Origin of the sequence: Actinomyces sp. oral taxon 181, from assembly GCF_018370895.1 — a bacterium.
Lineage (GTDB): Bacteria > Actinomycetota > Actinomycetes > Actinomycetales > Actinomycetaceae > Pauljensenia.
Genome location: NZ_JAGYZL010000002.1, coordinates 79,955 through 106,690 on the forward strand (window position 1 = coordinate 79,955; position 26,736 = coordinate 106,690).

Here is a 26,736-nt window from a genome sequence, read left to right on the forward strand (position 1 = left end):
AATATCCTCCGGTTCATTCACTTCGTAGTCAGTGTCAGTGTAGCGCTCTCATCAGCGCGTTGACGCCACGGTCGGATTGAGAACCTTTGTCAGAAGGTTCTCAATCCATTCAAGCAAGGCATGATCGGTCAAAGGCACTCCCCCGACCCGCGCCGTCATGGGGAGCGGAACCAAAAGTTGGCGAACCGCAGCCTTAACAACACAACCGGGGTACAAACGCTTCAGACGAAGCGCCTGAGATTCCTTCAACTCGATCGGGTGAATACGCAGGTACTTGCCCTGCGTAGCGACTTCGTCGATTCCGATTTGCCGAAGAAGAGCACGCAGACGCGCAATTTCGAAAAGCAAGTCCACCTGAGGCGGAATGGGACCATAGCGGTCTGTAATTTCGTCGCGCAGATCCTTTTCCTGCTCGCTGTTTTCCACCGCGGCGATCTTTCCGTAAACCTCCAAGCGCAAGCGTTCTGCGGAAATATAGCTTTCGGGAATATGCGCATCAACGGTCACGTCTAGGCGCAGATCCTTCTTCTCTTCCTTACGCTGACCCTTGAATGCCGCAACCGCATCGGCAACCATCCGCACGTAAAGGTCAAAGCCCACACCTTCAATGTGCCCCGACTGTGCACCGCCCAGAAGGTTACCGGCGCCTCGGATCTCAAGATCACGCTGCGCAACGGCAAGACCCGCCCCCAGATCAGCGTTCTGGGCAATCGTCTGCAACCTCTCATGAGCGGTTTCTGAAAGCGGGCGATCCGAGGGATAGAAGAAGTAGGCATAGGCGCGCTCGCGGCCTCGGCCCACACGCCCACGCAACTGGTGCAATTGGGACAGACCAAAGGTATCCGCACGGTCAACGATCAACGTATTTGCATTGGAAATATCCAGACCGGTTTCCACGATGGTCGTGCACACCAGCACGTCAAAATCGTGGTTCCAGAAATCAACGATGACGCTTTCCAATTGATGTTCGTTGAGCTTTCCGTGGGCCACTCTAATTCGCGCTTCGGGAACAAGTTCTTGAATATGTGCTGCAACCGAAGAAATCGAATCCACTCGGTTGTGGACGTAGAACACCTGCCCATCACGCAGGAGCTCTCGGCGAATCGCCGCGCTGACCTGTGCATCGGTGTGGGCACCCACAAAGGTAAGGACGGGCTGTCGTTCTTCGGGAGGAGTCTGAAGAATCGACATTTCACGAATACCCGAAACCGCCATCTCCAAAGTTCTGGGAATAGGCGTTGCCGACATCGAGAGAACATCGACATCCGCGCGCAGAGCTTTGAGCGTCTCCTTGTGTTCAACACCAAAACGCTGTTCCTCATCAATGATGACCAAGCCCAAGTCCTTGAAAGCAATGGCACCGCTGAGTAACGAGTGGGTACCAATCACCAGGTCCACTCCTCCCGAGGCCAATCCTTCCTTGACTTTCTCTGCTTCCTTCGGCGTTGAGAAGCGCGAGAGGGTACCGATCGTCACTGGGAATCCCGCGTAACGCTCCGCGAAGGTTTCCGCGTGCTGTTGAACCAAGAGGGTCGTTGGAACCAACAGCGCGACCTGCTTGCCATCTTGGATTGCCTTAAAAGCCGCGCGCACGGCAATTTCGGTCTTTCCGTAGCCGACATCACCCGTCAGCAGACGGTCCATGGGCATCGGCTTTTCCATATCCGCCTTGACCTCATCGATGGTCACCAGCTGATCGGGAGTCTCGACGTAGGGGAAGGAATCTTCCAATTCACGTTGCCAAGGGGTATCTGGACCGAAGGCATGCCCCTTCGTCGCCTGACGGACGGCGTACAGGCGGATAAGCTCTTGCGCGATTTCCTTAACAGCTTTGCGCGCCTTAGCCTTTGTTTTCTCCCAGTCGGCACCGCCCATCTTGGTGAGGGCAGGCTGATCAGAGCCGGTGTATTTCGAGATCTGATCCAGACTATCTGTGGGGATGAAGAGACGGTCTCCGGGCTGGCCTCGTTTCGAGGGAGCGTATTCCAAGACCAGGTAGTCCCTGGTCACCTGGCCATCACCGCGTCCAACGGTGCGGGACACCAATTCAATGAAGCGCCCAATGCCGTGCTGGTCATGGACGATGTAGTCGCCCGGATGCAGGCTGAGCGGGTCAACACCCTTGCGTCGCCGCGAGGGCATCTTGCGCATATCGCGAGTAGTTGCACCAACTCGCCCAGAAAGATCCGACTCAGAGATGATCGCCAGTTTCAGATCCGGAGCGACAAAACCCTTCGTGCGGGGAGCCGCCACAACATCAAGAACCGATGAATCCTGTGTGGGGTCGATTTCTTGAACAATTCGGCTTCCAATTCCAGCGTCGGTCGCAATCGAATACAGACGCCGGGCCGGACCTTCGCCTTCTGCGGCGAGGATGAGCGTCCATCCGCTGCGAATGAGCGTTCGGATATCTTCAAGTGCGCGAGTGTAGTCCCCTCGGTAGGGACGAACATCGCGCGCACCAAGCGCGACCAAGGTATCCGACACGATGACCGAGTGCGCTTCCTTTTTGAGCAGCGCTCCCGATGCGACATCGCTTTCGGCCTCTTCTCCGAGGCCGTGGGAATTCTTGGCCATGGCCTCGGCAAGTTCAGCCGGGGGAAGCGCCGTCAGCTCCCACCACGGGCGTCCCTGCGCTCCCCAAATTTCCTCTAGGGGAATGAAGGAGGCATCGCCCGCCTCGAGGGGGACCGCTCCCCCACCTGCGGCCTGTGACCATGCGGCAGAGAGAAATTCTTCGGTAGTTGCAACCAAGTCAGCGCCGCGAGCGCGAATACGTTCGGGATCGATTGCGACAAATAGCCCGCCCGCGGGGAGTAGGTCGAGGAAGGAATCCATTCCACCGACAAGGATCGGCGCTAGGGATTCGAGGCCGGGGGCGGCGATTCCTTGAGAGGCAAGCTCGAGGATCTCTGCGGCGCCGGGCAGACGATCCATCTCAGTGCGAGCCTTTGTGCGAACTTGAGGAGTCAGCAGTAATTCGCGGCAGGCAACAGCCCATACACCCGAATCAACAACTCCCAATGTTCGTTGATCTGATAGGGAGAAGGCGCGAATTTCATCAACTTCGTCCCCCCACAATTCGATACGCAGGGGGTGTGCTTCCTGGGGCGGGAAAACATCAAGAATGCCACCGCGAACCGAGAATTGTCCGCGTTGCTCCACCATATCGACGCGCGTATAACCCAGGTTTTCGAGCTCCCGGGCAAGGTTGGGCAGATCGACAATATCTCCGGCTTTAACGCGTACGGGAGCGCGATCCGCGATCCCGTGAATGATGGGCTGCATGAGAGCGCGAACTGGGATGACGACGACATTCAGTGCCCCCGCATGTTCGTCTCCCGATTGCGGGTGGATCAGACGGCGTAAGACGGCAATTCTTTGCGCCATAGTGTCGACCTGTGGCGACAGGCGCTCGTGAGGCAGCGTTTCCCATGAGGGGAAAACCTCGACGTCTTCAACCCATGCACGCAGGGCACTTGCGGTTTCTTCTGCTTCACGTCCCGTAGGAACAACGACGTAAATTGTCTGATGACGGCGTTGAGCCATCGATGCGATCAGAGGAATGCGAGCACCCGCAGGCGCAACAACGCATCCTGATTCACCACGATCGATGGATTCAAGGACGCAATGAAGCGCCTCATCCTGAGCAAAGACGGGAAGAAGAGCAGAAAACTGTGGCACTTAGGCTCCCTGACGCGTGTGCAGGCGCTGCTGCGCCTCACTGAAACTGGTGGTCACAATATCTTCGACAACATCGGCGGCCTGAGCGATGGTGACGGCGAGGTCTTCAAGCTCGCTGCCATTCATCCGCGCTAAGACATAGTCAGCTGGATTCATTCGCCCCGGCGGACGTCCAATCCCGATACGAAGGCGGTTGTAGTCTTTTGTCCCCAGTACCTGGGAGATCGACTTCAAGCCGTTGTGCCCGCCTTCGCCACCGCCTGTCTTCAAGCGCAATGAGCCAGCGGGAAGGTCCAGATCATCGTGGACAACCAGAAGATGTGAGGGATCAACATTCATGAACTTTGCAAGGCGCCCAATGGGTCCGCCGGAGGTGTTCATGTAGGAATCGCTGGTTGCGACGATAACGCGGGGTCCGGGGATCCCTCCGGGGAGCATTCCGAGCCGAATATCCGCACAGTGGGTTCCCGAGCGGTGCGAACTGAGCTGAACTCCCGCATTGTGGGCAAGAAGATCGACGAGCATATGGCCGACATTGTGACGGGTATTGGCGTACTGAGCGCCAGGGTTACCCAGGCCGACAACCATCCAGGGATCCGTTGAAGTCATAGAACGATTGTGCCACCCCCTTCCTGCATCTGCGTCCAGGAAAGAGGTGGCACACCTCGCTCATGCGTCAATCAGAGAAATCAGAGTTTGCCGGCTGGCGCGGAAGGTACAGCGACAATGAATGCCGGTGCATCCAATCCGCGTTCGCTATAAGCCTGCGCGACCGCCTGCGCGGTTTCCTCTAGGCGCTCGCGGTCAACAAGGGCGATTGCACTTCCACCAAAGCCGCCACCGGTCATCCGTGCTCCGTAGGCTCCGGCTGCTCGCGCGGCCTCAACAGCAACATCGAGCTCCAGGCATGACACCTCGTAATCATCGCGCAGTGAGTCATGCGAATCATTCATGAGAGCGCCCACAACTTTAAGGCGATCCCCCTCAAGCGGCCCCTCCTTCAGGAGCTCAATAAGGGCACGGGTGCGCGCAATTTCAGAAACAACGTGACGCATACGCTTGATCAAGCGCTCATCACTCAAAGCTTGAGTGGCAGCCTCGAGGTCCTCGACGTCAACAAGCTGTTCAACGCCCAACTGGCGTGCGGCCTCTTCACAATCGGCGCGACGCTGACCGTACTGTCCATCTGCGAGTGAATGAGCAGCACGGGTATCAATGACCAGCAAAGCAAGCCCTTGCGATTCCAGATCGAAAGGAATGTGCTCAACGCTCATATCTCGACAATCCAGTGCCAGCGCGTGTCCACTGAGGCAGCGCAGTGAAGCAGTCTGGTCCAGGCCGCCGGTGTTCGCGCCTGCGATCTGATTTTCTGCCATGCGAGCACACTCGACAAGGATTGCTCGACCCTTATCGTTCGGCGCACTCAGCGGGCCCGCCAACCCCAGCCCATCGGCCTCGTCAATCGCGACAGCCATCGCGCACTCGAGTGCAGCCGAAGATGAAAGCCCACCACCGCGGGGCACGCAGGAGTAGAGCGCGGCGTCAAAACCACGAAGGGGGCCATACCCCGACTTTTCGAGGGCCCAAGCAACGCCAGAAAGATATGCGGCCCAGCCATTTACTTCACCCTCGCAGCCGCGCGGAGCAATGAGGTCGAGGTCTAACTCATCCACGGCCTCGCGAGTCTGGGGCGACACCAGGCGCAGCAAACGGTCTTCGCGAGGGGCATAGGCAATGAACGCCCGATGCGGCAGTGCGATTGGCAGACAGGGACCACCGTTGTAGTCGACGTGCTCGCCAATAACGTTGACACGTCCAGGGGCAGACCAGACATCTTGGGGCTGGTAGCCAAAAGTTTCTTCAAAGAGTTGAGCAGCTAGTTCGCGTCCTTCTTCGGCGCTTAAAGCCGCTGACCATGACAGTTCCACGTGCACACTTCCTTGGGTGTTTCAAACTCGTACGCTACCGACAATCCTAGCCTATTCAGGCAGTTCTCTACGCAACGATCTTTGCCAGCTCAATGTGCCCCGAAGCCCCACGTCCATGTACCATGAGCAGGTTCCTATTCCCCATTTCAGGTAGTTCAATGTATCTTCCACAGCGCTTACCGGGCCAAGAATGGCTGGGCGTTGTTGTTGCCCTGCCTGAACCATGGGTGAGCGTTCTTACCGATATCCGCGTGAGCCTTGGGGATGATCAGGGCACGAAGGTGCCCGCGCACATCACAATTTTGCCGCCCACCACAGTGGATACGGAACGGCGCGAAGAAGTGATTGAGCACCTTCGCAGCGTCGCGCAGCGCTACACGCCTTTCCGCGTCACTCTGGGAGATACCGGCACTTTCCGCCCCGTTTCTCCCGTCGTTTACCTTTCCCTTGCCGAGGGCGAGCGCGAGTGCACGATGTTGGCCGAAGATATTCGCTCGGGTCCCTTGGATGCACCTGTACGCTTCCCCTATCACGCTCACGTCACCTTGGCGCAGGGCGTCCCCGACGCGGTCCTTGATCGCGCAATGAGTTTGGGTCCCTGCGACGAGGCCTCGTGGATGGTTCCCGGATTCCGCTTAGATCGCGTGGATGAGAACGGCGTTTACTCTTCCATGGCCCTCTTTGATTTCGAGAGCGCCTGAGTACTTAGAGTTCGTAGCTCACCGACAGCGGGGCGTGGTCGCTCCACCGTTCCTCGTACGAGGCCGCACGGCCAATTGAGAAAGACTGGGCCTTTGCAGCCAGCGCGGGTGTTGCGAACTGATAATCGATACGCCAACCGGTGTCATTGGTAAATGCCTGACCGCGCTGGGACCACCATGTGTAAGGTCCCTGAACATCTCCAGCAAGATCACGCATGACATCATGCCACCCCGCATCAAGCCACTGATCCAGGAATGCAATTTCCTCATCGAGCACGCCCGCACGCTTATTGTGGTTCGACGTCCAATTCTTAATATCGGACCTGGTGCGAACGATATTGAAATCTCCGGCCACAACGGTTCCTAAGATGTCCGTAGAGCCTGCTTCGGCCTCGGAAAGGAGCTCCCCCATGCGCTGACCAATGCGCGGAAGGTGAGCCATCTTCGCGTCCTGCTTGGGGGTGTCTTTTTCACCCGAGTGGAAGTATGCCGAAACAACGCGGACGCTCCCCGCCTTGGTTTCAACCACCGCTTCTAGCCAGCGTCCCGAATCAACATCGGTTTCCTGATCATCAAGGGAAAGGCGCGGTTCTGCGCTGATATGAGCGCTATCCTTGCGCACTGCAACTGCAACGCCAGCACGTCCCTTGATTCGACAGGGAAGAATGATGCTGTCCCACGAATCGCCCAGCAGTTCAGTGGCGATTTCTTCATCCGCACGGACTTCTTGGAGAAGAAGAACATCACAGGGGTTGGCATCGAGCCATTCCATCATGCCCTTGCGGTGTGCGGCGCGGATTCCGTTGACATTAACGCTGGTAACAGTGAAAGCCATGGGCTTCAGTGTACTTGCTTACGAATCAGCGGGCTGAGAAAGCGTTCTTTACCTTCAGTGAAATCGCGCTCTATCAACTGCAGTATCAGACGTTGACGAACTAGTTTTATGGAAATAGACCTTCCATCCAAGGAGTGCCATCCGCACTGTAGTCATACACGAACGCCGCTTGAGCAGGCTGCCGAAGGATATGCCGCAATGGACGAGCGCCGCGCAACAAAGGTGATGTTGGAACTCTAATCATCAGCTTCATCAACTCTCAGTGCCCTGTCTTCAATGAAGATAGGGCGCTATACTTGCTTTATGCGTTCTTCACTCACTCCTTCTCCCAGAGATGAACATGTGACGGCTCCGTGTGTGCCCGGCGTGAAGGAAGATCCCTGTGCAGAGTCACTGAACACCATCGAAGAACGTCCTGAGTCCACAACGCATTCCCATGCTCACGACCATTCGCACGGACATGCTGCTTCTCGTCAAAGGCTTGCGATTGCGCTGGCAATTTCAGCGACGGTTTTCATCGCAGAACTTGTTGCCGCTTTCTTCACGTCGTCTTTGTCTCTTGCAGCCGATGCCGGGCATATGGCGGTTGATTCTGCGGGACTGGTCATCGCTTTTATCGCGGCAACGCTTGCTTTGCGTCCCCGCGATAACCGAAGGACATGGGGATGGGCGCGTTCAGAAGTTCTTGCCGCAGCCTTCCAAGCGGGCATGTTGGTCATCATCAGTCTTTTAGTTGCGATTGAAGGCATTCAACGCCTGCTATCCCCCGTCGAGGTTCATGCAGCACCCATGCTGTGGGTTGGAATTCTGGGTTTGGCAGCAAACGCACTCTCACTATTGGTACTGATCGGTGGACACCAGGCATCGCTTAATATCCGCGCTGCCGTTCTTGAGGTGGCCAATGATGCCTTGGGATCGTTGGCAGTCATCATTGCTGCAATCGTTGAATTGATCGGTGGATGGAATCGCGCAGATGCCGTGGCATCGATGTTCATCGCGCTCTTAATGGCTCCGCGCGCATGCATGTTGTTGCTTCGAACCTTGCGGATTTTGATGGAGGAAGTCCCCGAGGAAATCGACCTTGCTCAGGTCCGCCAGCACATGCTCTCGATTCCCTTGGTCAAGGACGTTCACGATCTTCACGTGAGTTCGGTGGCTTCAAACCTGGTCACCGTCACCGCGCATATTGAGGTTGCCGAGGCCGTCACTGCCAATCAGCGAGACCAGATCATTCACTCTCTGAACGAGTGCGCAATGCACCATTTCCCCGTTGAAATTGCCCATTCAACCTTCCAGGTCGAATCAATCTCCCACGCAAAACACGAGCATCTTCAACACTAAAACCATTTTTCGACTCTGCGCCTTCCGCTTCTCTCAGACTGCTCAGGGATAGACCCACACGGCACTGCGCACGCATAAGCGAGGGCCGCAGCCACTGCCTCGGCAATGACCACGGCCCTCAGACGTTTACTCGGTGGCCTAACCTCAGCGGTTCGTGCGATAGAACTCAATGAGCGAACGAGTCGAGGAATCCTGTTGGTCCAAGACCGCCTGATCGCCCTCAATTGCGGGAAGAATCTGCTTGGCCAAAACCTTGCCCAGCTCAACACCCCACTGATCGAAAGAATCCAGTCCCCAGACCGCGCCCTCAACGAAGGTGATGTGCTCATAAAGCGCAATGAGCTGTCCCAAGACCGAAGGAGTCAGCGCGGGCGCCATAATCGAGGTCGTGGGACGGTTACCCGTGAAGACGCGGGCTGAAACCAGTTCTTCTGCAGTGCCTTCAGCGCGAACCTCTTCCACGGTCTTACCGAAAGCCAAGGCCTTGGTCTGAGCAAAGAAGTTCGACAAGAACAGCTCGTGCATATCCGCATCAGCGTCACGAATCGGCCACGAAGGCTGCGCAAAGGCGATGAAGTCTGCGGGAACCATGCGGGTTCCTTGATGAATCAGCTGGTAGAAGGCGTGCTGGCCATTCGTTCCCGGCTCGCCCCAGAAAACCTCGCCGGTGTCATAGAAGACCGGGCTTCCATCGCGACGCACGGACTTGCCATTCGACTCCATGGTGAGCTGCTGCAGGTATGCGGGGAAACGGTGCAGGTACTGCGAGTACGGGAGCACTGCATGCGTGTCCGCACCCAAGAAGTTTGAATACCAGACATTGAGCAAGCCCATGATGAGCGGGACATTATCCTTGGGTGCTGCCGAAGCGAAATGCTGATCGATTGCGCGCATGCCTCCAAGGAATTCCTCGAAGTGCTCAGGACCGATCGCGATCGCCAGTGAGGTTCCAATTGCGGAATCTACCGAGTAACGGCCGCCAACCCAATTCCAAAAACCGAAGGCATTTGCCGGATCGATACCGAATTCTGCGACCTTGTCCAGAGCCGTCGAAACAGCAACGAAATGCTTGGAAATTGCTTCCTTTTCTTGTTCGGGATCAACGCCGATGATTCCCTTTTCACGCAGCGACTTCAAGAACCAATCGCGAACCGCATGGGCGTTGGTGATGGTCTCCAAAGTCGTGAAGGTCTTTGAAGCGACGATCACCAGAGTGGTTTCGGGGTCCAGATCCTTGGTGGTCTCTCCCACGTCGGTCGGGTCAATATTGGAAATGAAGCGGCATTCCAAACCCTCTTGGACGTAGGGCTTCAAGGCTTCATATGCCATGACGGGGCCAAGATCTGAGCCGCCAATACCCACGTTGACAACGGTTGCGACGCGCTTACCAGTGACGCCTAGCCATTGGCCGCTACGCACGCGATTAGCGAAGGAATAGACTCGATCGAGGACCTCGCGGACATCTGCAACGACGTTGCGTCCATCGACGATCAGTTCCTCACCGGGGGCGCGACGCAGCGCGGTGTGGAGGACCGAACGGTTCTCAGTGACATTGATGCGGTCACCACGAAGCATGGCATCACGAAGGGGAAAAACCTCGGTCTGATCTGCTAGTTCAAGAAGCTGATTCAGAGTCTCTTCGTTAATCAGATTCTTGGACAGATCAATGTACAAGTCCCCGACTTTCTTCGTCCACTTCTGGGCGCGCTCTGGGTCTTGCTGGAACCAGCTACGCAGATCAGGGTTGAACACTTCTGCATGCTCATCCAGTGCTGCCCAAGCGGGGGTTGTCGTCGGGTCAATTGCGCTCATCGTGCTTTCTCCTGATGATCGACGGTCACGGGAATTTCCCGCTTAGTGATTAAAGCTCTCTGCTTGCATGATAGTCACCGGCTCGAGCTCTCGCGGCTGGGACTGCATGGACACTGCGGTAAGAATCGGGCGAAGATCGCGCCACCACTGATCAAAGGGACGACGATTCGCCATGTCCAAATCATCGAACATTCGGTCTACCGGACGGACCTGGATTGCATTTCCCACGTCACCGATGTAGACAGCCTGCGAACGTCCCTGCGAGAACTGGCTGTCCAATTCACCCAGAGCGGCAAAGACTAGGCGAGTCGCAAGAAGACGGTCATAAGGACTGGGAGCACCGCCCTGCTGGAGATGTCCAAGCGCAGAGGAACGGACGTCGTAAAGCCCATCACTTTCAGCCTCGAAAACATTCGCAAGGAACTCGCGGTTGTAATGCACGTCCGCTTCCTCGTTGACAACAACAAGGAATAGACGGCGACCGGCCTCGAAAGTTTCACGTAGGCGGTGCGCATCCTCATCAATCTCTGCCAGGGTCGTGTTTTCCTCATTCAGATAGGCGTATTCGGCGCCCGAGGCGATTCCTGACATGAGCGTGAGGTAGCCGCAGCGTCGTCCCATGAGTTCAGCGACGAAGCAGCGCTTAGAGGCGGCAGCACTTTCCTTAATACGGTCCAAAGCCCACACCGCATTATTCAGTGCGGTATCAGTGCCGATCGCCAGTTCAGCGCCGGGAAGGTTATTGTCGATCGAGGCCGGAACCAGAACAATGGGGATACGGAAAGCCGGGTACCGATCGAGCTCCGAGGTCATTTCCTTGACAGCCAGGTATGCATTAAGACCACCGACCACCAAGAGGGCGTCAATTTCATTGCGCTCGATCGCGCGCCCCAAGGCGTAGTACTCGTTTACTGAGGGAACGGGGCGACGCGTCCCAAGTTCAGCACCACCGTGGAATGCCCATCCTTCAACGTCATCCCACGTCAGCTCACGAACCTGATTATCGGCAAGTCCTGCCCAAGAACCATCGATTCCAAGCATGGTCCAGCCCTTAGCGATACCGAGCCTGACGGCAGCGCGCGCAGCAGTATTCATGCCGGGGGCAAGTCCGCCCGCGTGGATGATCGCCACGCGCTTAGCGGATCCGCTGGGAGGATTTTCTGCCAGCGTCGGAGGCGTCGATAGAAGTTGGTTAATTCCGACCATCACGGTGAAAGAACGTCCACGAGCTGCCTGCGCGGCTGCGAAGTCCCCCGCCTTGATGAGGTCCTTAACGCCTCGAGTCTGATGGACCGCTTCCATGAGCGGAATTCGGGTCACCCGATTGTGGCGGACAGCCAGAATTGTCGCGACATCGGGATCAGCAGGATTCAAGATCTCTTGGACTGCGGCAAAGCCCAAGAGTGTGGACATCCAGCGGTCATACGCGGAAGGAACACCGCCTCGTTGAACGTGACCGAGGATGGTGATTCGCGCGTCTTCGCCGGTACGCTCTTTGAAGGCATCGGCAATGTCTTGCGAAGAAATGGGGTTACCTGCACGGTCAGTCGCGCCTTCAGCGACGATGATGATGGATTCTCGTCGCCCTGCAGCACGCCCTTCTTTCAGACGCTCGACCATTTCATCTTCCCAGCCGTCACGTGCCGGATCCTCGGGAGTGAAGACATAGTCAGCACCGCCGGCTACCGCTGACATGAGCGGTAGATACCCGCAGTGACGTCCCATGACTTCGACAACAAAGGTGCGCTGATGCGAGGCAGCGGTCGAAGAAATCTGGTCGATGGCGTCAACGATGCGATGGAGCGCGCTATCCGCCCCGATCGTCATATCGGTACCGACCATGTCGTTATCGATAGAGCCAACCAAGCCGACAATATAGAGGCGCTGGTGCAGCTGCGCTTGCTGCGCAGAGATCGCCCCTTCGTCGACCAGCTCGCTGAGATGTTGGGCCCACTCGGTACGGAATTCTTCCGTACCTGACAGCGAACCATCACCTCCGATGACGACCAAGCGGTCGATTCCTTTTTCAATCAGGTGCAAGGCTGCCGCGTGACGACCTTCGTATTCACGAAATTCCGGGCAGCGAGCGGTTCCAATGACAGTTCCGCCTTCTGCAAGGATTCCCGAGGCGTCCGACCAGCTCATTTCGCGAATGCAAGCTCCGCCTTTAACTGCTCCCGACCAGCCGTCAAGGATTGCGTAGGGCTGAGCACCGCGTGCCAGCGCGGTGCGGACGACCGCACGAACTGCAGCGTTCATTCCTTGGGCATCGCCACCGGAGGTGAGGACACCAATTTTTACGGGCTCGGACGCGCTTGCGACACTCACTTGCTCCACGAGTCGTGCTCCATTTCCACAGTGATCATCGGTGAACAACTGCTTTAAGTCTATTGCTTAACGCACGCAGTTGCATCCACCCTAGATCCCGGGTGAAAAACGTTCAGGAACGCGGGCTTTCGGTGATTGTCGTACCGTTCAAGGCCGCGGATTCTGCAAGTTCTTCCGGAGTCACAACACCCTCGACCGAGACCTTGTGCAGGTAGGCCATACCGTCGAAGGCAAGCTCACGCGTGTGCTCTGAATCGCCCTCGGGCCCCAGCTTGCCGCCGGTCAGACGGTCCATGATGATCGCGATCGCACCATCTCCCGTCACGTTCGTTGCGGTACCGAAGGAGTCCAGAGCAATGTAGGTGGCGATCATCAGGGCAACTGCAGAATCATCGAAGCCCAGCATCGACTGCAAAATACCGGTCGCAGCCATAATTGCGCCGCCGGGAACGCCCGGAGCAGCCACCATGGTGATGCCGAGCATGAAGATAAATCCGACCCACTGTGTGGTGGTGACCGTCATGCCCTGGGTGTAGACGATCGCAAAGGCGAAAGCGAAAATCTTCGACGTCGATCCCGCCAAGTGAATCGTCGCGCACAGAGGAATCGTGAAAGAGGAAACGGCATCGGACACGCCATTCTTACGGGTCTGTCGCAAGGTGACGGGAATCGTCGCTGCCGAGGACGAGGTTCCCAAGGCGGTCAGGTACGCCGGAAGCATGGTGAAGATGGCCTTGAAGGGGTTGACGCGGCCAACCGCACCGGCAACAAAGTACTGCGTGAGCAGAATGACTACTTCCAGAATCAGAACAATGACAACCACGCGAATCAGGGTTCGCATGATGTGAACCGCTTCGCCGGTGTAGGTGAGGTTCAAGAAGATGCCAAAGATGTGCAGGGGCAAAAGAGGAACGATGATGTTCTCGATCAAGCGAGTGATGATCGCGCGGAACTCAATAAAGCCCTTACGCAGAACACCCCGGGGCACCAAGGACAGGCCAATTCCCACGACGAAGGACAGCAAGAGCGCGGTCATCACGCCAACGACCGGAGGCATTTCGATGGTGAAGTAGGTCTTGAGGACTTCCTTCGGAGTTTCGACCTGAGTCAGCTGCCCAACAAGAACCTTCGGGAAGAAGTAGGCACACACTCCGTAGGTCAGGAAGCCCGCAAACATTGTCGAGGCGTAGGCCAGAGCCGCAGTCAGACCCAGCCAGTGGCCTGCGCCCTTGCCCAGGTCAGCGATTGCCGGGGTCACGAGACCAATGATGATGAGCGGAATTGAGAAGGACAGGAACTGCCCGAAAATAGTAGAGAAAGTTACGAAAACATCGCCCAGTGCCGACGGCATAATGTGGGAATCACCAATGGTGACAGATCCCAGAACTAATGCCAGAACGATCGCTACCAGCACCCAGATCAGGATGCCGCTCTGTTCAAGAAACTTTCTCATTGCTCAAACCTCGTATAAAGAAGTACGGACTTGGCAAGAGTGACAGCTTTCGCCTAAGAAGTCACCATCGACCACATTATGGACGCTTTGTCTACCGCGTCACATTCACCCGAGCCCCAGCGTTGCAGTGTAGGGCGAGAAGTACCAAATGACGGCTCCAAGCAGGACATACAATCCAACATCCGCCCACCGGCGCCTTGAAGCGAACCAAGGACGCCCAGGCCACACCGCACGCATCACCGCCATGATGAACATCGTCACAACCAGGACCAGGACAGCTTTGTGCGGGTGATTAAAGACAGCAAGAAGGGTAATCAGCACGCATGCAAGGACAACGAAGGCGACGCTCACTAAGGTAGCGACCCCACCTGTCGATCCTGAGTACTGATCTTCCATGCCTTCAGGGTATCGCGAAAGCAGACATAAGCGCGACGCACTTAAATGAGCTGACTACGATAGACCCGTCGGCTCACTTGATTGTTAACCAATCCAGCCAAAAATACATACCGATATAAAGGAGTAGACGTGAGCACCCGTTTTATCGTCATTGCCGCCCAGGCAGAAGCCGCCTCACAGGTCAGTGACGACTTCGCAGCGCTTGTCCCCGCTTCAACGCTGGCACGGGTGAGCGCCGCCGGCACCTCCACTTCCGAGGCCATCACCTCCGACCCCGAGCAAGCCCTCCCCCGCGTCGTGGAAGATATCCGCAGCCGCACAGAAGATGTTGTCCTGATCGACGCACTCCCCGAAGGCTCCGTTTCGACTTTCGACACCTTGGGATGGAACCTCGACGTGGCGGCATCGACCAACACTCGCGTCATTGCAGCTTTCGATACCGAAGGCGCCTCCCCCGAACTCATTGAACGCGAGATCGAGGTTCTTGATCGCCGCGCGCGTCAGCACGCAACTCGCGTCGCAGCGGTTGCTCTCCCCTCAGCAGTCGCCTCGCACGTTAAGACTCAACTTCCCGTTCTCGAACTGCCTTTCAACGCACAAACTCTGGATGCGGCCTCGGCACTGGAAGCCCCCCAGGTTGTTACTCCCCTTTCCTTCCAGGCGGATCTCATTGATCGCGCACGTTCCAACCGCAAGCGCATTGTCTTGCCCGAACCGGAAGACGATCGTGTCCTGCGCGCAGCAGCCATCGTGCTTGAACGCGGAATTGCCGATCTGGTACTGCTCGGCAATGCGCAGGCAATCAACGCACGCGCAGCGGAGCTTGGCTTGGATGTTTCGGCAGCTACCGTCGTTTCCGTCGACGACCCCGCATATGCAGAGCGCTATGCGGAAGAGTTCGCACGCCTGCGCGCCAAGAAGGGCGTGACCATCGAACAGGCTCGCGATAAGGTTCGCGATGTCTCCTACTTCGGCACGATGATGGTCCACATGGGCGACGCCGATGGCATGGTGTCTGGTGCAATCCACACCACCGCTCACACCATCGTTCCCTCCTTCCAGATCATTAAGACCGCTCCCGGTGTCTCGATCGTTTCTTCAGTCTTCCTCATGCTGCTGAAGGATCGCGTGTGGGCATTCGGCGACTGCGCCGTCAACCCCAACCCGACCCCTGAGCAGCTGGCAGATATCGCGATATCCTCGGCCGCGACCGCGCGTCAGTTCGGACTTGATCCGAAGGTTGCCATGCTCTCCTACTCGACCGGCACCTCTGGCTCCGGCGTGGATGTGGACGCGGTTGTCGAGGCCACTCGCTTGGCTCGCGAAAAGGCCCCCGATCTGGCCCTCGAAGGACCGATCCAGTTTGACGCTTCCGTTGACGAGGCCGTCGCCTCGGTCAAGCTTCCCGACTCCCCCGTTGCCGGCCACGCGAACGTCTTCATCTTCCCCTCGCTCAACGCTGGAAATATTGGCTACAAGGCCGTTCAGCGTTCCTCCGGTGCGGTCGCAATCGGCCCGGTTCTGCAGGGACTCAACAAGCCCGTGAACGACCTCTCACGCGGCGCTTTGGTTGAAGACATCGTCAACACCGTCGCCCTAACTGCCGTTCAGGCGCAGGGCTGAGAATTCTCGGGGGTGTGGGGACAATCCCACACCCCCGAATTCCGTCTCCATCACTTCCACGCGTAAACTGCACTCATCAGACCACTCATCCATGCATTACATTGCGCCGCACACCGCGGCCTCGCAGGTGATTCTTAGAAAGGCACGTCGTGACCGACACCGTTCTTGTTATTAACTCTGGTTCTTCCTCTATCAAGTATCAGCTCATCAACCCCGACAACGGCGATGCGATCGCCAAGGGCTTGGTTGAGCGCATCGGCGAATCCGAGGGCCACATCCAGCACAAGTACGGCGAGAAGGTCGTCGATGTGAACGAGCCCATTGCTGATCATGAAGTTGGCATGCGCGAAGTTCTGCGCCTCTTCGATGAGGTCGGTCCCTCTCTTGCCGAGGCCAACATCGTGGCCGTTGGTCACCGCATCGTTCAGGGCGGTAAGTACTTCGACGGTCCGGCTCTGATCACCGACGAAGTTCGTGACCTCATCGATGAGCTGTGCGCACTGGCTCCCCTGCACAACCCCGCGCACCTCAAGGGCATCGATGTTGCTCGCGAGCTCATGCCCGATACTCCTCACGTCGCGGTTTTCGACACCGCTTTCTTCCAGCGCTTGCCTGAGGACACCGCAACCTACGCGTTGAAGCAGGAAGTTGCCGAGAAGTATTCAGTCCGTCGTTACGGCGCTCACGGAACTTCTCACCAGTACGTTTCTGAAAAGGTTGCCTCCCTGCTGGGCGATAACGCCCTGCGTCAGATCGTTCTTCACCTGGGTAATGGCGCATCGGTGTCCGCCGTTAAGGCTGGCCGCCCGATCGATACCTCCATGGGCTTGACCCCTCTCGAGGGCTTGGTCATGGGAACCCGCACCGGCGATATCGATCCCGCGGTTGTTTTCCACCTGCAGCGTCAGACCGGTTGGAGCACCGACGAGGTCGATGACCTCTTCAACAAGCAGTCGGGTTTGAAGGGTTTGACCGGTGAGAATGACATGCGCGCAGTCCGCCACATGGCCGATTCTGAGGACCCCGAGGTTGCACGCCGCGCACGCCTGGCCCTGGACATCTACGTCACCCGTATCATCAAGTACATCGGCTCCTACACCGCTGAGCTCGGTGGTCTGGATGTCATTACCTTCACCGCTGGCATTGGTGAAAACGATGCTGATCTGCGCCGCGAGGTTTGCGAGCGTCTGCTCCCCTTCGGTGTGCGCATCGATGACGAGGTGAACAACCAGCGTTTCTCTGCTCCCACAACCATTTCGACCGACGATTCCTCGATCACCGTCATGGTTGTTCCCACGAACGAAGAACTCGCGATCGCACGTCAGGCTCTCACTCTGATCTGAGTCTAGACGCGACTTTTCATCGCAATACGAGGCCGGGGCTGCCATGTGCACCCCGGCTTCGGCGTATTCTAAAAAGGTTCCATGGACTAAGGAGCCACAATGACCAGTGACATCTCAACCCTTGCGAATTGGATTCGCGCCTCTGCGTCAACGGTATTTTTCGGCGGTGCGGGAGTCTCCACGGAGTCAGGTATTCCCGATTTCCGCGGCGCAAACGGCTTCTACTTCCAAGAGCGCACAATCCCCCTGGAGCAGGTCCTCAGCATTGATTTCTTCTCGCTCCATCCCGAGGCCTACTGGGAGTGGTTCCGCGAGGTGCACAAGCCGGTCGAACCCAACGGTGCCCACCGGGCACTTGCTTCGCTGGAGTCCTCCGGGCTTCTCGAATGCGTCATTACCCAAAACATTGACGGCCTTCACCAGCGGGCGGGTTCACGTACAGTCTGGGAGCTTCACGGAAATTGGGAGCACATTCTGTGCACCGCTTGCGGGTCCGGCTATCCCCTTTCCTCTATTCCCGAGGCCTTTGAAGAGTTAATCCCAACCTGCCCGCGCTGCCACGGACAGCTCCGTCCCGATATCGTCATGTATGGAGAGGCACTGGATGAGGAAGTCATCAGCGGAGCCGTTCAGGCGATTGCGCACGCCGATCTCTTGATCGTGGCTGGAACATCTCTGGTCGTCTATCCCGCTGCGGGACTGCTCAACTATTTCTCGGGTTCACACCTGGTCTTGATGAACGCAACGCCAACGAACGCCGATGCTGACGCCGACCTCATCATCCGCGACCCCATTGCTCAGTCTTTTGAAAGCGTCATGAAGGAACTGAATTAGACACGCCAGCTCAGGTACGGCCTCGGGAAGGCGCAAGGCGCCCAAGTAGGCGACAATAGCCCTAGCAACTCAGGAGGAAAGCCATGAACTTCCATTCCCTTTACGACCAGGGCTTCGCACGCGTGGCGGCAGTGACGCTCCCCGTTCATCCCGCACAGCCACTGGCCAATGCTGAAGAAATCATCGCAGCCGCGCAAAGTTGCGACGAACGCGGTGTATCGATCGCGCTCTTCCCTGAGTTGTGCGTTTCTGGCTACGCCATCGATGACCTGCTCCTTCAAGACGTTCTTCTTGATGAGGTCGAGCGCGCGCTCACTGCAATCATCACCGCCAGCGTAGATCTTCTCCCCCTGATCGTCGTCGGAGCACCACTGCGCAAGGGAGCAGCCCTCTACAATTGCGCAATTGCAATCCACCGAGGCCGCGCACTTGCAGTCATCCCGAAGTCCTATCTTCCGAACTACCGCGAGTTCTACGAAAAGCGCCATTTCGTCACTCCACCGAGCTTTGACAACGATCTTCTTCAGGCTCCGTGGGCACCAACAGAGCCCTACACGGGTGACGCTCCCCTATTGCCTTTCGGCTCCGTGACGATCGATGTCACCGACATTCCGGGACTGTGCGTGGGGATTGAGGTCTGCGAAGACATGTGGGTTCCCGTCACCCCCGCTTCGCTCCTTGCGCTCTCAGGCGCAACCGTGCTGCTCAACCTAAGTGCCTCCCCCATTACCGTCGGACGAGGCGATGAACGCAAGCTCCTGGCACAGTCAACTTCCGCGCGCTGTGCTTGCGCCTACGTCTACACTGCCGCTGGTCCGGGTGAGTCAACGACCGACCTCGCTTGGGATGGGCAGACCCTGATCTACGAGGCCGGTCAGCTTCTTGCTGCGGGGCAGCGTTTCGCCTCGGGAACCCAGATCACGATTGCGGACGTGGATGTCGAACATCTGCGCACCGAGCGCACGCGACAGAACTCTTTCACCGACAACGCTCAAAAGATGCTCGACGGACTCTCGATTCCACGCCCGTACAGCATTGCCATTGAGATGAACCCGCCGCGAACAGATCTGGGGTTGGAACGCGAAGTCGATCGCTTCCCCTTCGTCCCCGATGATCCAAGCCAGCTGGAACAGGACTGCTACGAGGCCTACAACATTCAGGTTGCGGGACTCGCGAAGCGCCTGAGCGCAATTGGTCAGCCCAAGGTTGTCATTGGCGTCTCAGGTGGCTTGGATTCGACGCACGCACTGATCGTCGCGGCTCGCGCAATGGACCTCTTGGGTCGCCCGCGCACAGATATCCTGGGCTACACGCTTCCCGGCTTTGCAACTTCTGCGCGCACGAAGACCAATGCGATCGCGCTGTGCGAAAGCTTGGGAGTGTCCTTCAAGGAAATCGATATCACCCCTGCCGCTCGGCAGATGCTGGCCGATATCGATCACCCCTACGCCGATGGCCACGACGACTACGACGTCACTTTTGAGAACGTTCAGGCAGGGCTGCGCACGGACTATCTTTTCCGCCTCGCAAATCACCTGGGCGGTATCGTCTTGGGTACTGGCGATTTATCAGAGCTTGCACTGGGTTGGTGCACCTATGGTGTGGGCGACCAGATGAGCCACTACGCCGTCAATACCGGCGTCCCCAAGACGATGATCCAGCACTTGATTCGCTGGGTGGTGTCTTCCGGCCAGTTCTCTCCCGAAGTTGGCGAGATCTTGCTATCAATTCTGGGAACCGAAATTTCTCCGGAGTTGGTTCCCGCAAAGCCCGGGCAGAAGATGCAATCCACTCAGGACAAAATCGGCCCCTACAACCTTCAAGACTTCAACCTCTACTACGTGCTGCGCCGTGGAGCTCGTCCGTCGAAGATCGCATTCTTGGCAGAGCACGCATGGTCGAACGCTTCTCAGGGGGACTGGCCAGCTGGCTATCCCGAAGAGGACAAGGTTTCGTATTCCTTGGACGAGATCGTGAAGTGGGAGCGCCTGTTTATCCGTCGTTATTTCACTCAGCAGTTCAAGCGCAGCGCGCTCCCCAACGGCCCCAAGGTTATGGCTGGCGGGTCGCTTTCCCCGCGAGGAGACTGGCGTATGCCCTCGGATGTCTCCGCCGAGGCTTGGCTGCGTGAGTTGGACAGCGCCGTCAGCGGCCTCGTCGCCTAAATCTCTCATGCGAAAGGGGCTGGGTTACTCACAAACCCAGCCCCGATCAGCATTTTCTCACTTTACTTCTTTGGTGATCGCTCGCGCGAGTCGAGCATGAAAAGAGCCAACTTCGAGGGCTCCAATGCGCGCACTGCGTGAGGCAGCCGCGTTCCGAAGTGGATAACATCGCCCGGAGGCAGAATCACTGTGCGGCCATCAGCAACGATTTCCAGAGCACCCTCGAGGGTCTGAAGAATCACGGGCATTGCCGCGGTGTGCTCACTGAGAATCTCGTCCTTATCGAAAGAGAAGAGCACCAGACGCATTCCTTCACAGTGCATGACGGTGCGCGAAACCGTGGCCTGTTCGTTGATCTGGATCATCGAGGCGATGTCTTGAACATCAGTCATGATCGGCACGGGAACCTCGAGATTTGTGTCGTCACTGAGCGTCATGGTCTTCTCCTTTCAGTGGCTTATGAGCCACAATTGCCACTCCGCACATCCACTGTTGATATGCGCGGAAAGTCTTCCTCATTCCTAGCACACGGGCACGTAGCTCTCGATCTGAAAGAACATTTCGAATGATTCGCAGAGTTTGAAGAAAACCCTCATCGCGAATATTCCGCGAGAAATCGAGGAGGGCCATAGGCGCGGTGTGAACGCTATCAACGACCAATCCGCAGTCTTCCAAAAGCTGCGACCACTGCGCGCACGTGAGGGGACGAGCATTCACGTGAATTGCACGCGCCAAGTCCTTGCGAATCTGCGTATGCAATTCCTCGTCGATGGTATCGGGTTGAACGGCAAGCTCATGGATCGCATAGCGTCCTCCCGGTGCCAGCAGCCGCACGGCCTCGGAAATGATGGCTTTCTTGGACTTCTCTCCCTGCATGGTGAGCATAGCCTCGCCCACGACTACGTCGGCGCTTCCCGCGTCCAATCCGGTCGCCGCAGCGTCAGCGTTCACAACCGTCCCACGCGCGCCAACCAACTCTCTTACGTGTTTGGCAGCAACCGGGTCTTTGTCGACCCCAGTGTACGAGGCCGGGCGTGCAGCAAGGATTTCCGATGCGGTTCGCCCCAACCCGGGAGCGTATTCGACCACCCGGGAGCCCGTGAGCTTCGCCTCGGAAAGCATCTGAAGAGTCAGTTCCAAGCCGCCGGGACGTAGAACTTTCTTTCCGACTCTTGCGAGAACCCAGTGCCCTGGTGCGGTAGATGCAGGACGCTGCGAAATCGGAAGGGTCTCGCTTGCGTTTGCGTGTTCGTCCGTCTGATTCGAGTCACTCATCACATACCCCTTACTCAAAAAGCTTCTGGCCGACATAGGTGTCCTTCTCACGCACGCCGGGGAACATGAGGTAGACACCCGATGCTAGGTGCTGAAGGTATTCAGTCAGCTGATCGCTCTTCATCTTGGAAAGGACGGGGATGAAGCCTTCAGCCGGGTTACGAACGTAGGCGATGAAGAACAAGCCCGCATCCAAGCGTCCCAGGTAGTCCACACCTTCAAGGTAGTTGTATCCACGGCGTAGCATTCGCCGTCCCGAATTGTTATTCGGGTTCATCATGGCGACATGCGAATCGGGAGCGATTGCCAGACCTGAAGATCCAACGGTGGGGTTACCCTGCTCTCCTTCCTTGGTGAAATCTGGGTAGGTGAATTCTTCTCCACCCGACAGCGGTGCACCGTGGATCTTGTCACGGCCAATGATCTGTTCTTGTTCAGCCAGGACCAGTTCGTCCCAGACTTCCATCATCATCTTGATCTTGCGCATGCACATATAGGACCCGCCAGCAGCCCACGAGCCCTGATCATCACCGGCTTGGATCCACAAGTGCTTATCCAATTCGGCTTGAGAGTCTTCGGCTTTGATGTTGGATGTCCCATCCTTGAAACCAAAAAGATTACGAGGCGTTTCCTGAGACTTTGAGGTCGATGAGGTTCGTCCGTACCCCAGTTGGGTCCAACGCATGGTGGCGCGACCAAATGCGATGCGCGTGAGGTTGTGAAGGGCATGAAGATTGACCATGGGGTCTTCGGAACAGGCCTGGATGATGAGGTCTCCACCGCCGCGCTTGGGGTCGAGTTTTTCTGCTGCCATGGGCGGAATACCGTCGCGTAGGGCAATGGGAAGTTTGTCGCCGAGACCGAAGCGATCTCGACCTTCATTGTCAATGAACAGAGTTTTTCCTACACCGAAAGTGATGGTCAGACCTGCGGGGCCAAGCCCCATCGATTCACCGGTATCAGCCGGCGCCTTCGTCAATGAAGTTGTGTAGTCCTTGACGAGTTCGCCATGAGTCATTCGTTCAGCGGCCAAGGTCCAGTCTTGGAGAAGTTCAATGAGCGTGTCACGGTTGGTGGTCGTCAAGTCGAATGCGGCTGTGTGCATCTGCTGCTGAGCTGGGGTAATGATTCCCTGCTGGTGTTCACCACGGAACTCGTAGGTCTTCTTCATAACATCGGAATCGATGCCATCACCCATGTGGCGACCGAGAGCGAATCCGCCGGTGCCGCCTAGCCCAAGGGTAAGTGCGCCGAGGCCGGCTAATCCTAAAAATTGGCGACGCGAGAGTCCTTCTTTGGTACCCTCGTGGTCGGCATTGCCATTGTTTTCAGCTGCTTCGTGGTGCTGAGTCATGACTGGGTCCTTAAATGACAGATGGATTTTAATGATGCGGTTGGGCGTGGCCCCCTTAAGGTGCGCCACGCCCAACTCGCTGTGTTCGAATAATTACTGAACGATTGCTGCGGTCAGCTGAGCCAAGTGAAGGCGCAGGGCGTTGACTTTGTCGGCAAGAGCCTTGCGGCCGGCTTCGTCAATGCTGTCGTAAGAAACGTATCCGTCACCATCCTTGTGCTTATCGAGCTCGTGTTGAAGCTCGGTGAAGGCATCAGAGATCTGTCCTGCCAGCTTGGCATCCTTGGCCTTCGCAAGATCTTCAACCTCGCCGTAAGCGACCTTCGAGCCCTCGACGTTTGCGGCGAAGTCATACAGATCAGTGTGAGAGAAGGCTTCTTCTTCACCGGTGATCTTCGTGGTGGCAACCTCTTCAAGCAGCGAGATCGCACCGTTGGAAATATCTGACAGAGAGATCTTGAAGTTGTCGGAGTAGACCAGATCGTAGAGCTTTTGAGTGTCTTCGACCAGCTTGTCAGCCATCTTCGAACGCTGATCCTCATTCAGGCCCTGGTAGCCATTGGGACGCCACAGATCCTTTTCAATGGCGTGCCAGCCGGTCCATTCACCGTCAGCGCCTCCTTCCTGCCAGTCAGCTTCGCGCTGGTCAAGAGCGGGGTCAATGTCGCCGAAGGCCTCGGCAGTGGGCTCAATGCGCTCGTAGTGCATGCGCGTGGGAGCGTAGGCCTTACGCGCTGCCTCAAAATCACCCTTCTTGTACAGCTCAGCGAAAGACTTGGTTTGCTCCAGGAGCTGACCGGACTGATCGCGGAGGTATGCGGTGTAGTTGGTGACGGCAGCGTCGATCTGTGCCTGCTCGTTAGAACTGACCTCGACGGGCTTGCCCGAGTCGCTCACGGTGAACTCAGTGGCGCCAACCAGCGCGCCAACCATATTCTTCTTGCAGGCGGTGAAGTACTTTCCGGGCTGCAGGGTCACGGTGTAGTCAACCGAGGTTCCGGGGCCCAGGTTTTCGCGTTCACCGACAATGCGGAGCTTGTCTTCGGCAAGAATTTCGAACTCATTGCGAACGGTTCCGTTGTTCGTCAATTTGAAGTTCACGACACCGGAAGGTGCGCTTGCGTCAGAGACCTTGCAGGTGTCATCGGTGATGGTCACGGTCAGGGGCGCATCGCTTGCACCCGCACTTCCCGAGGCCGAGGTACTTGAAGGGTTGTTGGCGACACATGCGCTCAAACCCAGTGCTGAAACAGCCGCAACTCCAATGACGAGGCGCGTGCGGGAGGCGTTCATTTCTCTCCTTGTAGGGTGTGGTGGTGTTGTGAGCCGATCATCCCGGAACGCACCAGGAAAAGCGCCAGGATAATGATGATGTAGAGCACCCAGCCAATAAACTGCAGGTGGGTGGGTGAGGCATTGACGTTGAACATTGCTTCCAAAAGCGTCCACCACCACGAGGAGGTGGTCAGCCACGAGTAGACCGAGCCATCTAGATATGCGGTGATGTCATAGATGTGGGTTCCCCATCCCGGAATCACCGAGGATTCCTGAAGGTCGCCAATACCGTAGGAAACGATTCCGGCCGCAACGAAAATCAGGAGCAGACCGGTGATATTAAAGAAAATAGAGAGGTTGATGCGTGCGGCTCCGGTGTAGATGAGCCAGCCGATAATAACAGCGACCACGAGGCCGGTCACAACACCAAGAGCAGGTGCTGCAATTGCATTTTCAGCAGAAGATTTAATTGTTGCCCACACGAAGAGTGCGGTTTCAATTCCTTCTCGCGCCACGGCAATGAAGGCAATCCATACAACTCCCCACTCTGAGCCAGATGCAAGTTGTGCCGCTGTATCCTCGCGAAGTTTGCGCGCAAATTGGCGGGAGTTTGAACTCATCCACAAGATCATCCACGTCACCATGGCAACCGCGACCAAAGAGAGCGTTCCGCCAAGGATTTCCTGCGCCTGGAACGACAGCGTGTAGGGCCCCCAGGTCATGATCGCGCCAAGACTCAAGGGCAGAGCTGCGGCAATGATGACGCCAAACCAAACTTTAGGAAGCAGGTTCCTGCGTCCAACCTTCACCAAGTAGGCCGCTACGACCCCGACGATTAGTGCGGCTTCAACGCCCTCTCTCAGGGCAATCAAGAAGTTCGCGAGGAACATTCATCTCCCAACCGAATAATTTACGATAACCATTCATAACCTAATTAACTGAACTTAGGATAACCTGTGTGACCTAAGCATGTCCCCTTTCCTTGTCTTTCTCACGCTGGGATCACGAAAGGCGGTGTAGGCTCATCCTAGGAATCCTGCCCAAGAAGGAGAAAACATGCGTCCAATCCACTGGATCATCGTTCTTGTCGTCGTTCTTGTACTCTTCGGCGCCCAAAAGCTCCCCGACTTGGCTCGATCCATCGGCAAGAGCGCAAAAATCCTCAAAGAGGAAATGAACGAGCTGTCTCAAGACCCCTCATCCGTCAGCGATCAGGCGTCTACCTCTCAGCCGGAAAACACGGATTCGTCGAAGTAATTTCCCGCTAAACGCACCATCATTTCACTGCGAACCAATGACCCGGGCTGATTCTGACGCATATATGTCATTGACGCGCCACCTCCTCGAGCTGCGCGCGCGCCTTCTGCTCAGTCTTGCAGGCATCCTCGTCGGAGCAATCGGCGCGTGGTTCCTCTACGCTCCGGCAACCACGTGGCTCACGCGCCCCCTCGCCTCAGCCGGGGCCTCGGGAATCAACTTCCGCACGATCATCGGCCCCTTTTCGACCCACATCACTTTCGCGCTCTGGGCGGGCTTCGTCCTGACGACTCCGTGGTGGCTGACCCAACTCTGGCTCTTCATCGCACCTGCCCTCACGCGCACGGAAAAACGACGCACCGCACTGATCGCCATCCCTAGCGCGATTCTTTTCCTTGCGGGAGTCGCCTCGGCGCTGTGGTTCCTTCCCCACGCGGTCAGCCTCTTACTCTCCGAGCTCCCCCAAGGCACCTCTGCGCTTCTGGATTTCGATTCCTATATCAGCTTCGTCGTGATTCTGACCCTGGTGATCGGTGTTTCTTTCCTTTTTCCCATGATCATTATTGGGATTCACGCCTTGGGACTCGCCTCAACTGGGCAGATCCTTCGGCATTGGCGTTGGGCTGTCGTTGGAGCAACCGTATTCGCCGCGATCACAAATCCGCTTCCCGACCTATGGTCGATGATTCTTCAGATGTGCGCGCTTCTGGCTCTGTATTTTGGGGCGATTGGGGTGTGTTGGCTGCGCGATCTTCTTGCACGGCGCCGTCAGCGTAAGCGCGAAGCTGCGCCATCGCCTGGTCCGACTGCTGTCTGAACGAGGCGGTGAGCGCTTGGTAACGCCTGCGTACATCAATGATGCGCCGCGCCGCTTCACTCATTCCTTTGGGGCCTAGAACCGCAAGGATCACCACAGCGATGATGATCGCTTCGGGTCCGCTGATTCCAAGAAAGTCCATGTCTTCACTTTTGCACGCGTAGCTGCCTGGGTGCAAGCACAAGGGACGTCGCCATCAATGCATCGCACACGACGCATCGTCGACCCCAGTTTCGCGCGTGTCTCCCACTGAACCGACCGATTGACCACATCGGCAATTTTTCGTGCGATTCGCGGAGTCAAGGCAAGATTTTG

The 26,736-nt window shown here is 57.0% G+C and carries 21 protein-coding genes and 1 pseudogene; 8 read left to right on the forward strand and 14 right to left on the reverse strand.

Translation table 11 applies throughout. From position 1 onward, the window contains the following. Positions 1-51 precede the first annotated feature (51 nt). From mfd to galK, 3 genes are all read right to left on the reverse strand, one after another. Positions 52-3,549, reverse strand: coding sequence for a transcription-repair coupling factor (gene mfd, locus KHW85_RS01295; protein WP_291458560.1), 3,498 nt, complete (start codon positions 3,547-3,549; stop codon positions 52-54). A gap of 135 nt (positions 3,550-3,684) precedes the next feature. Further along, the gene (pth, locus tag KHW85_RS01300) at positions 3,685-4,293 is read right to left on the reverse strand and encodes an aminoacyl-tRNA hydrolase (protein ID WP_291458468.1); all 609 of its coding nucleotides are present in this window, start codon (positions 4,291-4,293) and stop codon (positions 3,685-3,687) included. Positions 4,294-4,373: 80 nt separating this feature from the next. Continuing rightward, complete coding sequence (gene galK / locus KHW85_RS01305) at positions 4,374-5,612, reverse strand: galactokinase (protein ID WP_291458469.1); 1,239 nt, start codon at positions 5,610-5,612, stop codon at positions 4,374-4,376. 158 nt (positions 5,613-5,770) lie between these two features. Between galK and KHW85_RS01310 the strand changes: the two genes are divergently transcribed. Beyond that, positions 5,771-6,313, forward strand: a complete 543-nt coding sequence (locus KHW85_RS01310; protein WP_178705363.1) for a 2'-5' RNA ligase family protein — start codon at positions 5,771-5,773, stop codon at positions 6,311-6,313. A gap of 4 nt (positions 6,314-6,317) precedes the next feature. On the opposite strand, the gene KHW85_RS01315 is transcribed toward KHW85_RS01310, so the two are convergent. Next, a complete protein-coding gene (locus KHW85_RS01315; RefSeq protein WP_178705366.1) occupies positions 6,318-7,148 on the reverse strand; it encodes an exodeoxyribonuclease III in 831 nt (276 codons plus the stop codon). A gap of 303 nt (positions 7,149-7,451) precedes the next feature. Here KHW85_RS01315 and KHW85_RS01320 point away from each other — a divergent pair, with 303 nt between their 5' ends. Then, complete coding sequence (locus KHW85_RS01320; RefSeq protein ID WP_178705369.1) at positions 7,452-8,489, forward strand: cation diffusion facilitator family transporter; 1,038 nt, start codon at positions 7,452-7,454, stop codon at positions 8,487-8,489. 144 nt (positions 8,490-8,633) lie between these two features. On the opposite strand, the gene pgi is transcribed toward KHW85_RS01320, so the two are convergent. The 4 genes from pgi to KHW85_RS01340 all read right to left on the reverse strand — a co-directional run bounded on the left by pgi (position 8,634) and on the right by KHW85_RS01340 (position 14,478). Continuing rightward, a complete protein-coding gene (pgi, locus tag KHW85_RS01325) occupies positions 8,634-10,301 on the reverse strand; it encodes a glucose-6-phosphate isomerase (RefSeq protein WP_291458473.1) in 1,668 nt (555 codons plus the stop codon). A 42-nt stretch (positions 10,302-10,343) separates the two neighbouring features. Next, positions 10,344-12,638 (reverse strand): 6-phosphofructokinase, encoded by a 2,295-nt coding sequence (locus KHW85_RS01330; protein WP_291458476.1) that lies wholly within the window; start codon positions 12,636-12,638, stop codon positions 10,344-10,346. Positions 12,639-12,741: 103 nt separating this feature from the next. After that, a complete protein-coding gene (locus KHW85_RS01335; RefSeq protein WP_291458478.1) occupies positions 12,742-14,082 on the reverse strand; it encodes a dicarboxylate/amino acid:cation symporter in 1,341 nt (446 codons plus the stop codon). A 105-nt stretch (positions 14,083-14,187) separates the two neighbouring features. After that, a complete protein-coding gene (locus KHW85_RS01340) occupies positions 14,188-14,478 on the reverse strand; it encodes a DUF3017 domain-containing protein (protein ID WP_009408904.1) in 291 nt (96 codons plus the stop codon). Positions 14,479-14,607: 129 nt separating this feature from the next. Between KHW85_RS01340 and pta the strand changes: the two genes are divergently transcribed. From pta to KHW85_RS01360, 4 genes are all read left to right on the forward strand, one after another. Further along, positions 14,608-16,101, forward strand: a complete 1,494-nt coding sequence (pta, locus tag KHW85_RS01345) for a phosphate acetyltransferase (RefSeq protein ID WP_291458479.1) — start codon at positions 14,608-14,610, stop codon at positions 16,099-16,101. 149 nt (positions 16,102-16,250) lie between these two features. Beyond that, a complete protein-coding gene (locus tag KHW85_RS01350; RefSeq protein WP_291458481.1) occupies positions 16,251-17,444 on the forward strand; it encodes an acetate kinase in 1,194 nt (397 codons plus the stop codon). A 99-nt stretch (positions 17,445-17,543) separates the two neighbouring features. After that, positions 17,544-18,278 (forward strand): NAD-dependent protein deacylase, encoded by a 735-nt coding sequence (locus KHW85_RS01355; protein ID WP_178705518.1) that lies wholly within the window; start codon positions 17,544-17,546, stop codon positions 18,276-18,278. Between the two features lie 83 nt (positions 18,279-18,361). Next, positions 18,362-20,443: an NAD(+) synthase gene (locus tag KHW85_RS01360; RefSeq protein ID WP_178705516.1), complete on the forward strand. Its 2,082-nt coding sequence runs from the start codon at positions 18,362-18,364 to the stop codon at positions 20,441-20,443. Between the two features lie 62 nt (positions 20,444-20,505). Here KHW85_RS01360 and KHW85_RS01365 read toward each other — a convergent pair whose 3' ends face one another. From KHW85_RS01365 to efeU, 5 genes are all read right to left on the reverse strand, one after another. Beyond that, positions 20,506-20,880 carry a cupin domain-containing protein gene (locus tag KHW85_RS01365; RefSeq protein WP_178705513.1) on the reverse strand — a complete coding sequence of 125 codons (375 nt, stop codon included), beginning with the start codon at positions 20,878-20,880 and terminating at the stop codon, positions 20,506-20,508. Next, positions 20,867-21,718 (reverse strand): class I SAM-dependent methyltransferase, encoded by an 852-nt coding sequence (locus KHW85_RS01370; protein WP_178705510.1) that lies wholly within the window; start codon positions 21,716-21,718, stop codon positions 20,867-20,869. Before KHW85_RS01370 ends, KHW85_RS01365 begins: the two co-directional genes overlap by 14 nt. A 10-nt stretch (positions 21,719-21,728) precedes the next feature. Continuing rightward, positions 21,729-23,072, reverse strand: a complete 1,344-nt coding sequence (efeB, locus tag KHW85_RS01375) for an iron uptake transporter deferrochelatase/peroxidase subunit (RefSeq protein WP_178705507.1) — start codon at positions 23,070-23,072, stop codon at positions 21,729-21,731. Positions 23,073-23,165: 93 nt separating this feature from the next. After that, on the reverse strand, positions 23,166-24,365 hold the full coding sequence (gene efeO, locus KHW85_RS01380) for an iron uptake system protein EfeO (protein ID WP_291458484.1): 1,200 nt from the start codon (positions 24,363-24,365) through the stop codon (positions 23,166-23,168). Continuing rightward, positions 24,362-25,237, reverse strand: a complete 876-nt coding sequence (gene efeU, locus KHW85_RS01385; protein ID WP_291458485.1) for an iron uptake transporter permease EfeU — start codon at positions 25,235-25,237, stop codon at positions 24,362-24,364. The genes efeO and efeU overlap by 4 nt, the downstream gene beginning before the upstream one ends. Positions 25,238-25,403: 166 nt before the next feature. Between efeU and tatA the strand changes: the two genes are divergently transcribed. Next, complete coding sequence (gene tatA / locus KHW85_RS01390; RefSeq protein WP_291458487.1) at positions 25,404-25,604, forward strand: Sec-independent protein translocase subunit TatA; 201 nt, start codon at positions 25,404-25,406, stop codon at positions 25,602-25,604. A gap of 37 nt (positions 25,605-25,641) precedes the next feature. After that, positions 25,642-26,421 carry a twin-arginine translocase subunit TatC gene (gene tatC, locus KHW85_RS01395; RefSeq protein WP_291458488.1) on the forward strand — a complete coding sequence of 260 codons (780 nt, stop codon included), beginning with the start codon at positions 25,642-25,644 and terminating at the stop codon, positions 26,419-26,421. Between the two features lie 58 nt (positions 26,422-26,479). Here tatC and KHW85_RS08265 read toward each other — a convergent pair. After that, positions 26,480-26,563 (reverse strand): annotated as a pseudogene (locus tag KHW85_RS08265) (hypothetical protein); the annotation flags it as partial. Positions 26,564-26,736 lie beyond the last annotated feature (173 nt).